At 73.1% G+C, this 14,161-nt stretch carries 14 protein-coding genes and 1 pseudogene; 9 read left to right on the top strand and 6 right to left on the bottom strand.

Features of this window, described 5'->3' with window-relative positions:
• Positions 1-172 precede the first annotated feature (172 nt).
• Together ACWD01_RS26965 and ACWD01_RS26960 are read right to left on the bottom strand one after the other, a co-directional pair.
• The gene (locus tag ACWD01_RS26965) at positions 173-1,027 is read right to left on the bottom strand and encodes a siderophore-interacting protein (RefSeq protein WP_451165379.1); all 855 of its coding nucleotides are present in this window, start codon (positions 1,025-1,027) and stop codon (positions 173-175) included.
• Positions 1,028-1,109: 82 nt separating this feature from the next.
• Positions 1,110-2,015 carry a 5'-3' exonuclease gene (locus tag ACWD01_RS26960; protein WP_451165386.1) on the bottom strand — a complete coding sequence of 302 codons (906 nt, stop codon included), beginning with the start codon at positions 2,013-2,015 and terminating at the stop codon, positions 1,110-1,112.
• 264 nt (positions 2,016-2,279) lie between these two features.
• On the opposite strand from ACWD01_RS26960, the gene ACWD01_RS26955 reads away from it, so the two are divergent.
• The 4 genes and pseudogenes from ACWD01_RS26955 (at position 2,280) to ACWD01_RS26940 (ending at position 4,229) form a co-directional block, all read left to right on the top strand.
• Complete coding sequence (locus tag ACWD01_RS26955; RefSeq protein ID WP_451165378.1) at positions 2,280-2,564, top strand: hypothetical protein; 285 nt, start codon at positions 2,280-2,282, stop codon at positions 2,562-2,564.
• Positions 2,495-2,689: pseudogene (locus ACWD01_RS26950) on the top strand (glycine betaine ABC transporter substrate-binding protein); the annotation flags it as partial. The gene ACWD01_RS26955 and the pseudogene ACWD01_RS26950, both read left to right, overlap by 70 nt.
• A 189-nt stretch (positions 2,690-2,878) precedes the next feature.
• The gene (locus tag ACWD01_RS26945) at positions 2,879-3,472 is read left to right on the top strand and encodes a helix-turn-helix domain-containing protein (protein WP_451165377.1); all 594 of its coding nucleotides are present in this window, start codon (positions 2,879-2,881) and stop codon (positions 3,470-3,472) included.
• 10 nt (positions 3,473-3,482) lie between these two features.
• A complete protein-coding gene (locus ACWD01_RS26940) occupies positions 3,483-4,229 on the top strand; it encodes a helical backbone metal receptor (RefSeq protein WP_451165376.1) in 747 nt (248 codons plus the stop codon).
• Here the strand turns inward: ACWD01_RS26940 and ACWD01_RS26935 are convergent.
• Positions 4,126-5,313: a TDT family transporter gene (locus ACWD01_RS26935; protein WP_451165375.1), complete on the bottom strand. Its 1,188-nt coding sequence runs from the start codon at positions 5,311-5,313 to the stop codon at positions 4,126-4,128. The genes ACWD01_RS26940 and ACWD01_RS26935 overlap by 104 nt on opposite strands.
• Positions 5,314-5,383: 70 nt before the next feature.
• Between ACWD01_RS26935 and ACWD01_RS26930 the strand changes: the two genes are divergently transcribed.
• The gene (locus ACWD01_RS26930) at positions 5,384-6,304 is read left to right on the top strand and encodes a LysR family transcriptional regulator (RefSeq protein WP_451165374.1); all 921 of its coding nucleotides are present in this window, start codon (positions 5,384-5,386) and stop codon (positions 6,302-6,304) included.
• A gap of 145 nt (positions 6,305-6,449) precedes the next feature.
• Here the strand turns inward: ACWD01_RS26930 and ACWD01_RS26925 are convergent, their stop codons facing one another.
• The 3 genes from ACWD01_RS26925 to ACWD01_RS26915 form a co-directional block, all read right to left on the bottom strand.
• Positions 6,450-7,142 carry a gamma-glutamyl-gamma-aminobutyrate hydrolase family protein gene (locus ACWD01_RS26925; RefSeq protein ID WP_451165373.1) on the bottom strand — a complete coding sequence of 231 codons (693 nt, stop codon included), beginning with the start codon at positions 7,140-7,142 and terminating at the stop codon, positions 6,450-6,452.
• 28 nt (positions 7,143-7,170) lie between these two features.
• Entirely contained in the window at positions 7,171-8,646 is a 1,476-nt protein-coding gene (gene eat, locus ACWD01_RS26920; RefSeq protein WP_451165372.1) for an ethanolamine permease, read from the bottom strand.
• A 127-nt stretch (positions 8,647-8,773) separates the two neighbouring features.
• Positions 8,774-9,514 carry a FadR/GntR family transcriptional regulator gene (locus ACWD01_RS26915; RefSeq protein WP_356895086.1) on the bottom strand — a complete coding sequence of 247 codons (741 nt, stop codon included), beginning with the start codon at positions 9,512-9,514 and terminating at the stop codon, positions 8,774-8,776.
• Between the two features lie 78 nt (positions 9,515-9,592).
• Here ACWD01_RS26915 and ACWD01_RS26910 point away from each other — a divergent pair, with 78 nt between their 5' ends.
• From ACWD01_RS26910 to ACWD01_RS26895, 4 genes are read left to right on the top strand one after another with little or no spacing between them, the layout of a single operon-like run.
• Positions 9,593-10,957: a glutamine synthetase family protein gene (locus ACWD01_RS26910; protein WP_451165371.1), complete on the top strand. Its 1,365-nt coding sequence runs from the start codon at positions 9,593-9,595 to the stop codon at positions 10,955-10,957.
• 8 nt (positions 10,958-10,965) lie between these two features.
• A complete protein-coding gene (locus ACWD01_RS26905; RefSeq protein ID WP_451165370.1) occupies positions 10,966-12,333 on the top strand; it encodes an aldehyde dehydrogenase family protein in 1,368 nt (455 codons plus the stop codon).
• A gap of 6 nt (positions 12,334-12,339) precedes the next feature.
• On the top strand, positions 12,340-13,122 hold the full coding sequence (locus ACWD01_RS26900) for a 3-oxoacyl-ACP reductase (RefSeq protein ID WP_451165369.1): 783 nt from the start codon (positions 12,340-12,342) through the stop codon (positions 13,120-13,122).
• A gap of 31 nt (positions 13,123-13,153) precedes the next feature.
• A complete protein-coding gene (locus ACWD01_RS26895) occupies positions 13,154-14,140 on the top strand; it encodes a DUF2510 domain-containing protein (protein WP_451165368.1) in 987 nt (328 codons plus the stop codon).
• Positions 14,141-14,161: the final 21 nt, after the last annotated feature.

Raw genomic sequence — 14,161 nt, 5'->3', positions numbered from 1 at the left:
CCCCACCTTCCCGTAACCGGGGGCTCCGCCCCCGGACCCCCGCGCCTCAAACGCCGGCGAGGCTGACACAGTCAGCCCGGCCGGCGTTTGAGGCACCGCGCGAAGCGCGGTACGGGTCCGGGCGGAGCCCGGTTCGGGAAGGGGCGGGTGGGGGAACAGCCCGCCCCAGGCGCTACGCCCCCCGTTCCTCCTGCTCCCGCTCGATCTGCTCGTTCCACTCGCGCTTCACCGCGCGCCACGCCTCGTCCGTCTTGCCCTGGCGCCAGTAGCCAGAGATCGACAGGTGCTCCTTGGGGACCCGGCGTTCCACCCGCAGCAAGCGGCGGAGGTCCTTCACGCAGGCCGCCTCGCCGTGGACGAACGCGCAGACCCTGCCCGCCGGGAAGTCCAGCGCCGAAACCGCCTCGACGAGGGCCTCGCCGGGCGGGCGGGCGCCGCGGTGGAGCCAGGTGATCTCCGTGCCGTCCGGGGTGACGGCCTTCTGCTCGTCGTCGGGGCCGTCGACCTCGACGAAGGCGTGGACGACCGCGCCCGGCGGCATGTGCTCCATCGCCGCGGCGATCGCCGGCAGCGCGCTCTCGTCGCCGGCGAGGAGGTGCCAGTCCGCGTCCGGGGCCGGGGCGTAGCCGCCGCCGGGGCCGAGGAGGCGGATCGTGTCGCCGACGCGGGCCCGGGCCGCCCACGGGCCGGCGAGGCCCTCGTCGCCGTGGACGACGAAGTCGATCGTCAGCTCGCGGTGCGCGGCGTCCCAGTGCCGCACCGTGTACGTCCGGTTCGCGGGCCACTTGTCGCGCGGCAGCTCCTCGCGGATCCGGTCCATGTCGAACGGCTCCGGATAGGTGACGCCCTCGGCCGGGAAGACCAGCTTGACGTAGTGGTCGGTGTAGCCGCCGAGTTCGAACGCGGCCAGCCCCTCGCCCCCGAGCACCACCCGCACCATGTGCGGCGTGAGCCGCTCCGTGCGCACCACCTCGGCCTCGTGGACCTTCGGTGACGTGCGGGCCGGTCGTTCCGCTCGGTCTGCCACGGTGGCGCTCCCCAGGACGAATGGACGAAGTCAGTTGCTTAGGCTTACCTAAGTTAACATCCTCGCGCCCGGGTGCGGCGCCTCAGCGCTTCAGTGCGTTCAGCAGCCGCACCACCGCCCCGCCCAGCCCCCACCGTTCCGCCAGTTCGCCGAGGGCGACCGGGTCGCGCGGTGCGGCGGGCAGCGCCGGGTCGAAGTCGGGCAGTACGACGTCCGTGGCGACCCGGACCACCTTCGGCGCGACGGCGACATAGCCCCGGGCCTCGTCCAGCCGCCGGCGCTGCGCGGGCGTCAGCTTCGAGGTGCGGTCGCCGACCGCGGCCATGATCCCGTCCAGGTCGCCGTACGTGTCGAGCAGCTTCGCCGCGGTCTTCTCACCGATGCCGGGCACGCCGGGCAGCCCGTCGCTCGGGTCGCCGCGGAGCAGCGCCAGGTCGACGTAGCCCGGCCCGTCCACCCCGTACCGGTCGCGCAGCCACGCCTCGTCCGTGGTCTGGAGGGTGCCGACGCCCTTGAGCGGGTACAGCACGCGCCGCTCACGCGCGTCGTCGACCAGCTGGAACAGGTCGCGGTCGCCGGTGACGATGTCCACCGGGCCGCTCGCGCGGGCGGTGAGCGTGCCGATGATGTCGTCCGCCTCGTACCCGTCGGCGCCGACGCGGGCGATGCCGACCGCCGCCAGCGCCGCCTCGATCAGCGGGACCTGCGGCGTGAGGGTGTCGGGGACGACCTCCTCGTCCGGCCCGAGGTCGTGCTCCTCCGCGACGCGGTGGGCCTTGTACGACGGGATGAGGTCGACGCGCCACTGGGGGCGCCAGTCGTTGTCCCAGCAGGCGACCAGGTCGTCCGGCCGGTGGTCCTGGACCAGCCGCGCGACGAAGTCGAGGAAGCCCCGCACCGCGTTGACCGGGGTGCCGTCGGGGGCCCGGACCGAGTCGGGGACCCCGTAATAGGCCCGGAAGTACAGGGAAGCGGTGTCGAGGAGCATCAGGCGTCGGGTCACGGGCACGATGATGCCGCACGCCACTGACATTGATGCTGATACTCAGGTTCCGGTGATCGTGGCCCAGCCACTGACTGACGCCCTGCTGGGTTGTCTTCCCGTTGTTCTGTCCGGTCGCCGGGACCTGTTCTCATGGCTCCGGCCGGGCGGAACATGACCTGATAGGAGCTTGGTCTGGAAGCCCCTTCAATGTCCTGTCTGCGCCACCCGGCCGGTGCCCACCTCCAGCTGGGAAGGGGCACCGTCAGCATGACATCAGCGGCGGCACCAGACACGGCGGACCAGGACGTGTACGGCGGGGTCGACTCCCACGCCGACACCCTCCACGTCGCGGTCGCCAGTGACAACGGCGGCCACCTCGCCGACGCCGAGTTCGCAACCACCGTTGCCGGACACGCCGCGGCCCTGGCCTTCCTGACCGCCCACGGCCACGTCATCGCGATCGGCGTGGAAGGCACCGCTACACCGTCGCGTCCAAGGACTTCCCGGAGCAGTATCCGCAGCTCACGAAGTGGTTCAAGGACTTCGAGCTGAGCGAGGAGCAGCTCGCCGGCCCGGAGAACGAGATCCAGAAGCACGGCACGGGACACGAGGAAGAGGTCGTGCAGGCCTGGATGGAGCGAAATCCGGGCATCGCGGACGAGATCGCACCGCGATAGCCGCCCCGGGCACTGCCGGGCCCTCACGCGAAGGGGTGGATCCCGCCGACATGGCGGGATCCACCCCTTTCCGGCGCCCGTCCGCGCCGGGTCCGGGCCCTCACAGGCCTTTGCTCAGGCGCTTGTCGAGTACGGGTGGGCCGATGATGCGTAAGGTGAGACAGGACCCAGGGGAGGGGAGCCCGGCCCATGGACACCAAGGACGTGAAGGACACCAAGGAGAGAGAAGAACCTCTCCGGGTGGGCGCGGCCGTGCGCAAGCGCCGCAGGAACCTCGGCCTCACCCTGGCCGCCGTCGCCGCCCGCAGCGGACTCTCCGTGCCCTTCCTCAGCCAGATCGAGAACGAGCGGGCCCGGCCCAGCACGCGTTCCCTCCAGCGGGTCGCCGACGCCCTCGACACCACCGCGCAGCGGCTCCTCGCCGCCTCCGACGCGGGACGCACCGTCGACCTCGTACGCGCCGGCGACGACGCCCGCACCTCCGGGCCCGCCGACGGCATCCGCGCCCTGGTCCGGGGACGGCACCAGCTGAACGCCCTGGAGTTCACCGGGGAGCAGGAGACCGCCCGCGAGTTCGAGCACCGCAACGACGAGCTGCTGTACGTCGCGGACGGCGCCGTCGAGGTGGAGGCCGAGGGGCGGGCCTACCGGCTGGGCCCCGGTGACGCGTTGTTCCTCTCCGGCGGTGTACGGCACCGCTGGCGGGCCACCACCCCCGACACCCGCATCCTCGTCGTCGCCGTATCCGAGTACATCGCAACGACCAGCGATCCGCGCGGCTGAGGCGGCCCCGGTGCGCGTCGTCTCCCTGGTGCCCTCGCTGACCGAGGCGATCGCCGTCACCGCGCCCGGCCTCCTCGTCGGCGTCACCGACTGGTGCAGCCATCCGCCGGACCTCGACGCCGCCCGGATCGGCGGCACCAAGAACCCGGACGTGGCAGCGGTGCTGCGCCTGCGGCCCGATCTGGTGATCGCCAACGAGGAGGAGAACCGCGCGCCCGACCTCGCCGCGCTGCGCGACGCGGGCACCGAGGTCCTCGTCACCGAGATACGGGGCCTCGACCAGGCCTTCCGCGAACTGCAGCGGGTGCTCGTGACCGGCTGCTCGCTCGCCCGCCCCCGCTGGCTGGACGAGGCCGAGGAGGCGTGGGCGGCCGTCGAACCGCTGCCGCCGCTGCGGGCCGTGGTGCCCGTGTGGCGCCGGCCGTGGATGGTGCTCGGCCGCGACACCTTCGCCGGCGAGGTGCTCGCCCGGCTCGGCGTCGACAACGTGTACGCCGGGCACGCCGAGCGCTACCCGCGTATCCCGCTGGACGAGCTGCGGGCGAGCGGCGCCCGGGCCGTCGTCCTGCCCGACGAGCCGTACCGCTTCACCGCCGACGACGGCCCTGAGGCCTTCCCCGGCCTGCCCGCCGCGCTGGTCGACGGGCGGTATCTCACCTGGTACGGGCCGTCCCTGGTCCGGGCTCCCGCGGTGCTCGGCGCGGCCCTGGCCGCGGCACGGCGAGCAGTTCCCGGCGCAGCAGACCGCGTACGGTGAGCGCCCCGGCGACCGCCCACGCCGTGACGAGGAACGCGTAGAGCGCGACGGACAGCCATGCGTACGCCACCAGTCCCGTACGCTCCGCGAGCGCCGCCGAGCCGGTCACACAGGTGCCGACCGGGAACGTGAACGCCCACCAGCCCATCGTGAACGGCATACCGTGCCGGGCGGCGCGCAGCACCATCGCCGCCGCCAGCGCCAGCCACAGCAGGGCGAACCCCGTCACCGGCACGCCGTACGCGACGGCCAGGACGCCGAGCCCGGACGCGTACGCCGGGTCGACCGCGGCCGGCGCGGCGTCCGCCAGTTTGTCCGCGGCGGTCGTCGACTGGCCGAGCGGGCCGAGGACGAGGAACAGCGCCGGGGTCAGGGCGAGCGGCAGCGGGCCGTGGTGCACCAGCCGCGCGAACACCATGGGCAGGACGAGCAGCGTCGCCAGCAGGCTCAGGCCGAACATGGAGCAGCACGCCAGCAGCATCGCCTCGCGCCACTGCCCGGGCGGCAGGCGCGGCACCAGCAGCGGCCCCGTCGAGGCCGAGACCATCGGCGCGACGACCGGCAGCAGCCACACCGGTGACGCGCTGCCCGGCGTGATCCGGTGGCGCGCGATCATCAGATACGGCACGGCGACGGCGATCACCAGCCCGAGCAGCGTCCCGGCCCCGAACAGGACGAACCCGGCCGCGGTGGCCGCGCCCTCGCCCACCACGTCACCGCCGAGGGTGAGCGTGCCGGCGCCGACGGCCGGCAGCGCCATCGACAGGCAGCCGTAGAACGGGGCCACGGCGGGATCGAGGAGATCGGCCCGGGCCCGGTCCCGGTGGCGTACCCAGTGCGCGGCCCGGGCGGTGGACACCACGGCCAGCAGTACGGCGGACAGCGCCCAGACACCGGTGCACGCCGCCCGCAGGCCGGGGACGTCCACCGGCAGCGCGACCCCGGCGCTCGCGACGATCGCCGTCCCCATGACGGCGGCGTACCAGTTCGGGCCGAGCTGCCGGAGCGAGCGCACACGGGGCGTGTCGGCGGCGGCCCCGACCGGCGGTGGAGCGAGGGGGTGGGGCTGTACGGCGGTGACCATGACCTCACGTTCGCCGAGGCGACCCGGCCCCACCAGGGACCTTGTTGCTATCGCCTCATAAGCTGGTCTTATGAGCGACGAGCCGCGTGTGCCGCTGAACCACCGGGTGCCCGACCTGGGGGCGCTGGAACTGCTGCTCGCGGTGGCCCGGCACGGGAGCCTCGGCCGGGCCGCCCGCGAGATCGGCATCACCCAGCCCGCCGCGAGCAGCCGCGTCCGCTCGATGGAACGCCAGCTCGGCGTCGCCCTCGTCGACCGCTCCCCGCGCGGCTCGCAACTGACCGAGGCCGGCGCGCTGGTCACCGACTGGGCCCGGCGGATCGTGGAGGCGGCCGAGGCGTTCGACGCGGGCGCGCAGGCGCTGCGGGGGCGGCGCGACTCGCGGCTGCGGGTCGCGGCGAGCATGACGATCGCCGAGTACCTGCTGCCCGGCTGGCTCATCGCGCTCCGCGCCGACCGGCCCGACACGGCGGTCTCGCTGATTGCGGGCAACTCGTCGGCGGTCGCGCAGCGGCTGCTGTCCGGCGAGGCCGACCTCGGCTTCGTCGAGGGCCTCGCCGTCCCGGAGGGCCTCGACGGCACGATCATCGGCCACGACCGGCTGTTCGTCGTCGTGGCCCCCGGCCACCCGTGGGCCCGGCGGCGCCGGGCCCCCCTGACCCCCGAGGAACTCGCCCGCACGCCCCTCGTCCTGCGCGAACGGGGCTCCGGCACCCGGCAGGTGCTCGACTCCGGGCTGTCCCGGTACGGGGGGCTCTCCGCGCCGCTGATGGAGCTCGCCTCCACGACGGCGGTGAAGGCGGCGGCCGTCAGCGGGGCGGGGCCGGCGGTCCTGAGCGAGCTCGCGGTGACGGAGGAACTCGCCTCCCGCCGCCTGACGCGGGTCCCGGTCGAGGGCGTGGCCCTCGAACGCGACCTCCGGGCGGTCTGGCCGCACGCGCAACGGCCGACGGGGCCGGCGCGGGACCTGCTGGGGCTGACGCGGGGGTAGGGGGTGGCGCGTGGCGGGGGCGGCGGGCTTTTTCCCCTGCCCGCCCCTTCCCGAACCGGGGCAGGCCCCGGACCCCGTGCCGCCCTCCGGGCGGTGGCCTCAATCGCCGGCCGGGCTGAAGTTGCCCAGCTCCGCCCCCGCAGCGCTACGCGCCCCCCGCCGCCCGGATCAGACCACCCATCACCCGCTCGTCCCTTCCCATCTCCGGGTGCCACTGCACGCCCAGGACCCACCCCGCAGTCCCCACCCGCTCGACCGCCTCCACCGTGCCGTCCTCCTCCGCGTGCGCGCTCGGGACGAGGCCGGTTCCCAGGCGGTCCACGGACTGGTGGTGGTAGGTCGGGACGGCGGACGTCTCCGGGACCAGGGAGGCGTACAGCGTGCCCGGCACCGGCTTCACCGTGTGGGTGCCGAAGACGCCGACGCTCTCGGTGTGGCCGTCGAGGTGCTGGACCAGCGTCCCGCCGAGCGCGACGTTCAGCAGTTGCATGCCGCGGCAGATGCCGAGCAGCGGCGTCCCGGACGCGAGGGCCGCGTGGATCAGGGCCAGTTCCCAGGCGTCCCGTTCGGGCGCCGGCGGCCCCGTGCGGGGATCGCGGTCCGCGCCGTACCGCTCCGGCGCCACGTCCGGGCCGCCCGCGACGACGACGCCGTCGAGGCGGGCCACCACGGACTCGGCGAGGGACGGCTCGGCCGGCGGGAGCATCGCCGCGAGGCCGCCCGCGCGCTGGACGAGGCGCGGATATCCGGCCGGCAGCAGCGCGGCGGGCAGCTCCCACACGCCCCACCGCGCGGCGGCCTCCCAGTACGTACTGATCCCGATCAGTGGCTGCGACACGGCCACCACACCTCCGTATCCGTCCGGTCTACCTACGGTCCAGCTCGGCCTCCGCGGCCGCCAGCGCCGCGAACTCCTCCTCGGGTGCCCGTGCCACCAGATGGTGGCGGCTGTAGAAGGCGAAGTAGGCGAGCGCCACGGCGTACACGCCGAGCGCCATGAACGCCGCGTCCTTGTCCACGAGGAACGTGGCCACCAGCGCCGACAGCGCCAGCACGAAGGCGACCGACGAGGTGGCGACACCGCCCGGCGTGCGGTACGGGCGCGGCAGCTCCGGCTCGCGGCGACGCAGGACGATGTGCGACAGGGCCATCAGCGCGTAGCTGATCGTGGCGCCGAAGACGGCGATGTTCAGCATCCGCGCGCCGTTCCCGGTGCCCGCCGCCAGCGCGAAGCCGATCGCGCCGGGGATCAGCAGCCCGAGGTAGGGGGACTTGCGGCGGCTGGTCAGGGACAGGAAGCGCGGCAGGTACCCGGCGCGGGAGAGCGCGAAGAGCTGCCGGGAGCCCGCGTAGATCAGGGAGAAGAACGAGGCGACGAGACCGGCGAGGCCCGCGTAGTTGACGAAGCGGCTCAGCGCGGTCGGGTCGCCGTCGCCCTGGAGGGCGACCACCAGCGGGTTGCCGGCCTCCTGGATCGCGGCGGAACCGCGGGCGCCGCTCGCCGCGAAGAAGGTCAGCAGCGCGAGCAGCACCAGGATGCCCATGGAGATCGACAGGGCCTTCGGCATGGAGCGCACCGGGTCCTTCGCCTCCTCGGCCGCGAGCGGCACGCCTTCGACGCCGAGGAAGAACCACATGCCGAAGGGGAACGCGGCCCAGATGCCCAGCAGACCGAACGGCAGCCAGGAGTTCGAGCCGAACGCCTCCGCGTCGACGGGGATGTCGTCGAGTCCGCCGCCGTTGAACTCGGTGAACGCGCCCACCGCGAAGATCAGCAGCGCCGCGACCGCGATCGCGGTGACCACCAGGCTGAAGCGCAGCGCCTCGCCGACGCCCCAGAGGTGGATGCCGATGAAGACCGTGAAGCAGGCCAGATAGACCGGCCAGCCCGACTCCAGCCCGAACAGGCCCAGGGATTCGACGTAGTCGCCGATGAAGATGGAGATCGCGGCGGGGGCGAGGATGTACTCGATGAGGATGGCGGTGCCGGTGAGGAAGCCGCCCCAGGGGCCGAGAGCGCGGCGGGCGAATCCGTAGCCGCCGCCCGCGGTGGGCAGGATCGCGGACAGTTCGGCGAGTGCGAAGACCAGACAGGCGTACATCGCGCCCATCAGCAGGGTGGCGACGGCGAGTCCGCCGAAGCCGCCCTTGGAGAGTCCGATGTTCCAGCCGGAGAAGTCGCCGGAGACGACGTACGCGACGCCGAGGCCGGTCAGCAGCAGCCAGCCGGCGCTGCCCCTGCGCAGGGTGCGCCGTTTCAGATAGGCGTCCCCTTCGGGCCCGTCGGGCCCGGACGACGGGGGAGCGGGGGACGGGATGCGCGATGTGGTGCCGTCGGCCATGGTCGCTCCTGGCTCAGGTCAAAGGTTTGTGCGGACACCTTTGCGGCCGGGCGGCGGCAGCGCAAGCCCTGTGCGTAAAGCCGGTGTTACGGATCGCCGCCGGCCAGGCTCCGCGTAGCCCTGCCCGTCAGGGCAGGAACCCCCGCAGCAGCGCCGCCGTCCCCTCGCAGTGCTCGCGCATCACCTCGCGCGCCGCGTCCGGGTCGCCGTCCAGCACCGCCTCGACCAGGGCCGTGTGCTGGTGCTGCGAGTGCTCCAGGTTCCGCACCAGCAGCGGGATGCAGTCGAGCAGGTCGTTCAGGGTGGCCCGCACGGCCGCGTACTGGGCGGTGAGCGAGGCGGAGCCGGACAGTTCGGCCAGCGTCAGATGGAGCAGTGTGTCCTGTCTGCGGTACTCCGGCAGCGGGGCGTCGTGCGTCGCGGTCAGCGCGGTCCGCAACTGCCCGGCCCCTTCGTTCGTCAGGCCGTGCGCGGCGCACAGCCCGGCCGCGCCCACCTCCAGCACCTCGCGGAAGCGCAGCGTGTCCTCGACGTCCACGCCCGCGACCCGGCGCCGCAGCTCGGCTTCGCCGGGGCTGTCGGGGCGGTGCAGCACGAACGTTCCGCCGTAGCGGCCGCGCCTGCTCTCGACCAGGCCCTGGTCGGTGAGAACCTTGAGCACCTCCCGGAGGGTGACCCGGCTGATGCCCATGCGCTCGGCCAGCTCCCGCTCCGCCGGCAGCCGCTCCCCGCCGGGGACCAGTCCGAGGCGCAGCAGCTGGAGGATCTGTTCGAGCGCCTCCTCGAAGCCGTTGCCCGCGCGCACGGGGCGCAGTACGGGGGTCAGCCGGTCCGCCGGCCCGTCCGTCGTCCGCTCTGTCTTCGTCACCTCGCCGTTTCCCCTTCCCAAGCAATGGTCTCCAGTAATACCTTATGGCTCCCGGCTGACCCAAGGAGGAACAATCCCGTGGCAGACCGACAACCACCGCTCGCCCTCGACGAGCTGCGGGCCCTCGTCGCGAGCGGCGAGATCGACACCGTCGTCCTGGCCTTCCCCGACATGCAGGGACGCCTCCAGGGCAAACGGTTCGCCGCCCCCTTCTTCCTCGACGAGGTCGTCGAACACGGCACCGAGGGCTGCAACTATCTCCTCGCCGTCGACACCGAGATGAACACGGTCGACGGATACGAGATGTCCTCCTGGGAACGCGGCTACGGCGACTTCGCCATGCACCCCGATCTCACCACGCTGCGCCGCATTCCCTGGAACGAGGGCACCGCGCTCGTCGTCGCCGACCTGGCGTGGAACGACGGCTCGCCCGTCGTCGCCGCCCCCCGCCAGATCCTCCGCCGTCAGCTGGAGCGCCTCGCGGAGCACGGATACACGGCGCACGCCGGCACCGAGCTCGAGTTCATCGTCTTCAAGGACACCTACGAGCAGGCCTGGGACAGCGGCTATCAGGGTCTCACCCCGGCCAACCAGTACAACATCGACTACTCCGTCCTCGGCACCGGCCGCATCGAGCCGCTGCTGCGCCGCATCCGCAACGAGATGACCGGCGCCGGCCTGACCGTCGAGTCCGCGAAGGGGGAGTGCAACCCCGGCCAGCACGAGATCGTCTTCAAGTACGACGAGGCCCTCGTCACCTGCGACCAGCACGCCGTCTACAAGACCGGTGCGAAGGAGATCGCCTCCCAGGAGGGCGTCTCGCTGACCTTCATGGCGAAGTACAACGAGCGCGAGGGCAACTCCTGCCACATCCACCTCTCCCTCCAGGACGCCGACGGCCGGGGCGTCATGGCCGGCGACGGCCCCGGCGGGATGTCTCCCGTGATGCGCCACTTCCTCGCGGGCCAGCTCGCCGCACTGCGCGACTTCTCGCTGCTGTACGCGCCGACCGTCAACTCCTACAAGCGCTTCCGGCCCGGTTCCTTCGCCCCCACCGCCGTCGCCTGGGGCGTCGACAACCGCACCTGCGCCCTCCGCGTCGTCGGCCACGGGCGGTCCATGCGCTTCGAGAACCGGCTCCCCGGCGGCGACGTCAACCCGCACCTCGCCGTCGCCGGCCTGGTCGCCGCCGGGCTGCACGGCATCGAGCAGCGCCTCGAACTGCCGGACGCCTGCACCGGGAACGCCTACGCGGGCGACTACGAACACGTCCCCACCACCCTGCGCGAGGCCGCCGAGCTCTGGGAGACCAGTCCGATCGCCAAGGCCGCCTTCGGCGACGAGGTCGTCGCCCACTACCGCAACATGGCGCGCGTCGAACTCGACGCCTTCGACTCCGCGGTGACCGACTGGGAGCTTCGCCGCTCCTTCGAACGCATGTGAGGCACCCCTTGGCGTACACGCACCACGACGTACTCGACCCCGCGACCGAAGAGGTCGTACGCACCGTCCCCGCGACCACGCCGGCCGAGGTGGACGCCGCCGTCACCCGCGCCGCGAAGGTCCAGCGGCAGTGGGCCGCCGCCGCCCCCGCGGACCGGGCACGGCTGCTGCGCCGCTTCGCCGCCGTCGTCGACGGCCACCTCGAGGAACTGGCCCGCCTGGAGGTCCGCGAAGCCGGCCACACCATCGGCAACGCCCGGTGGGAGGCCGGCAACGTCCGCGACCTGCTCGACTACGCGGCCGGGGGAGTGGAACGGCTGAACGGCCGTCAGATCCCGGTGCCCGGCGGCCTGAACATCACCCTGCTCGAACCGCTCGGCGTCGTCGGCGTGATCGCGCCGTGGAACTTCCCCATGCCGATCGCCGCCTGGGGCACCGCCCCCGCCCTCGCCGCCGGCAACGCCGTCCTCCTCAAGCCCGCCGAGACCACACCCCTGACAGCGCTGCGCCTCGCGGAACTCGCCCTGGAGGCCGGTCTGCCCGAGCACCTCTTCCAGGTGCTGCCCGGCGCCGGCGACGTGGCGGGGAACGCGCTCGTCGAGCACCCGGGCGTCGCGAAGATCGTCTTCACCGGCTCCACCCGGGTCGGCAAGAGCATCATGGCCAAGTGCGCCGACCGCGTGAAGCGGGTGACCCTCGAACTCGGCGGCAAGAGCCCCAACATCGTCTTCGCCGACTGCGACCTGGACGCCGCCGCGGCCGCCACCCCCATGTCGTTCCTCGACAACAGCGGCCAGGACTGCTGCGCGCGCACCCGCGTCCTCGTGCAGGCGTCGGTGTACGACCGGTTCCTCGATCTGCTCGCCCCCGCCGTCGAATCGGTCGTCGTCGGCGACCCGTCCGACGAGAAGACGCAGATGGGCCCGCTGATCTCCCGCGCCCAACTGGACCGGGTGCGCGGCTACGTGTCCGACGACGCGAAGGCGATCCGGGGCAGCGCGCCCGACGGGCCGGGCTTCTGGTTCCCGCCGACCGTGCTCACCGACCTCGCGCCCGACGCCCCCGCCGCCTGCGAAGAGGTCTTCGGACCGGTGGCCGTGGTCCTGCCCTTCGAGGACGAGGAGGACGCCGTACGGCTCGCGAACGCCACCGAGTACGGCCTGTCCGGGTCGCTCTGGACCCGCGACGTCGGCCGCGCGCTGCGCGTGTCGAGCGCCGTCCGGGCCGGCAACCTCTCCGTCAACTCCCACTCCAGCGTCCGCTACTGGACCCCGTTCGGCGGCTACAAACAGTCCGGCCTGGGCCGTGAACTGGGCCCCGACGCCCTCACCGCTTTCACCGAGACAAAGAACGTATTCATCAGCACGGAGGCCTGAGACACCATGACCGAGACCCCGCTCTGCCGCCGCCTCGAAGGCCGCACCGCAGTGATCACCGGCGCCGGCAGCGGCATCGGCCTGGCAGCCGCGCGCCGGCTCGCCTCCGAGGGCGCGAACGTCGTCTGCGGCGACATCGACGAGACGGCGGGCAAGGCCGCGGCCGACGAGGTGGGCGGCACCTTCGTACGCGTCGACGTCACCGACTCCGAACAGGTCGACGCCCTGTTCAAGGCGGCGTACGACACCTACGGCAGCGTCGACGTCGCCTTCAACAACGCCGGCATCTCGCCCCCCGACGACGACTCCATCCTCACCACCGGCATCGACGCGTGGCGGCGCGTCCAGGAGGTCAACCTCACCTCCGTCTACCTCTGCTGCAAGGCCGCCATCCCCTACATGCAGCGCCAGGGCCGCGGCTCCATCATCAACACCGCGTCCTTCGTCGCGATCATGGGCGCCGCGACCTCCCAGATCTCCTACACGGCCTCCAAGGGCGGCGTGCTCGCCATGTCCCGCGAACTCGGCGTCCAGTTCGCCCGCGAGGGCATCCGCGTCAACGCGCTCTGCCCGGGGCCCGTCAACACCCCGCTCCTCCAGGAGCTGTTCGCCAAGGACCCCGAGCGGGCCGCACGCCGACTGGTGCACATCCCGGCCGGGCGCTTCGCCGAGGCGGACGAGATCGCCGCCGCCGTGGCCTTTCTCGCCAGCGACGACTCGTCGTTCGTCAACGCGACGGACTTCCTGGTCGACGGCGGGATCTCCGGGGCGTACGTGACCCCTCTGTAGGCCGGCCTTCCGCCGCCCATAAGGTGACGGGATGAGCATGACGACCCCTCCCGGCTGGTACCCGGACCCCCAGGCGCCCCACTCCGAACGCTGGTGGGACGGCACGGCCTGGACCGCGCACTCCCGCGCGGCCCAGGCCGCCGCCGGCGCGCAGGCGCCGGTCCAGCCGTACGGGCAGGGCGGCCAGTCGTTCGGGCCTCCGCAGCCGCACACCGTACCGATGCGGCAGCCCGGCGCCGGCGGAGGAAACCGCGGCAACAGGCGGCTGATCGCGCTGGCCGTCGCCGGCGTGGTGCTCGTCGCCGCCGTCGCCGGCGGCGCCGTACTCCTCGGCCGCGACGACGACGGGTCCGCCCCGGAGGCCGCCCCGAGCACCAGCGCCGAGCCGACCAAGGCCACGGCGGAGCCGGAGAACAGCGCCGACCCGTCGCCCACCGCGTCCGCGGACGCCACCGTCCTCGAGGACCAGCTCAACGGCATCACCCTCGCCATCCCGGACGGCTGGGTACGGGCGGACAGTTCCCTCGAAGAGGGGGCGACGATCTACACGGACGAGACCTACGACTGCCCGGGAGGCGGCTCCTCCCTCTGCCGGCACGCCCGGGTGTCGTCCCTGGCGGCGAACGTGCCGTCGGCGGACACCACGGCCAAGACCCTCGCAGAGGAGGACGTCGCCAAGGCCGCGGAGGCCGTGTACGGCGAGGACCGGCTCGGCAGACGCCCCCACGGCGGCATCCGCTCCCACACGGTCCTCAAGTCGCAGAACTTCGCCGTCGCCGGCAAGGCCGGCTATCTGGTGCGCTGGCGGGTCGTCACCGGCGAGGGCCCCGGCGGCTACGTCCAGACGATCGCCTTCCCCTCACCCGCGGGCACCGGAGCGCTGATGGTCGTCCGCTTCGCCTTCGACGCGGCGTCCTCGGCGCCCGGGCTCGAGGTCATGGACCGGATCGCGGCCGGAATACGCCCGGTCGGCGACGCCACCGGAGGGGGCGTCGGCAGCAGCATCGGGCCCGGCTGACCGGCCCGTACCGCACACCCG

The sequence above is a fragment of the Streptomyces sp. NPDC002835 genome, from assembly GCF_053591995.1.
The sequence above is the reverse complement of the archived record's forward strand: the minus strand, read 5'-3'. Positions and strand labels throughout refer to the sequence as shown.

Coding starts and splice junctions, on each gene's coding strand:
- ACWD01_RS26935 (WP_451165375.1), bottom strand. CDS start 5,313: ATGGTCACCGCCGTACAGCCCCACCCCCTCGCTCCACCGCCGGTCGGG.
- ACWD01_RS26900 (WP_451165369.1), top strand. CDS start 12,340: ATGACCGAGACCCCGCTCTGCCGCCGCCTCGAAGGCCGCACCGCAGTG.
- ACWD01_RS26960 (WP_451165386.1), bottom strand. CDS start 2,015: ATGCTCCTCGACACCGCTTCCCTGTACTTCCGGGCCTATTACGGGGTC.
- ACWD01_RS26945 (WP_451165377.1), top strand. CDS start 2,879: ATGGACACCAAGGACGTGAAGGACACCAAGGAGAGAGAAGAACCTCTC.
- ACWD01_RS26955 (WP_451165378.1), top strand. CDS start 2,280: ATGACATCAGCGGCGGCACCAGACACGGCGGACCAGGACGTGTACGGC.
- eat (WP_451165372.1), bottom strand. CDS start 8,646: ATGGCCGACGGCACCACATCGCGCATCCCGTCCCCCGCTCCCCCGTCG.
- ACWD01_RS26895 (WP_451165368.1), top strand. CDS start 13,154: ATGAGCATGACGACCCCTCCCGGCTGGTACCCGGACCCCCAGGCGCCC.
- ACWD01_RS26930 (WP_451165374.1), top strand. CDS start 5,384: ATGAGCGACGAGCCGCGTGTGCCGCTGAACCACCGGGTGCCCGACCTG.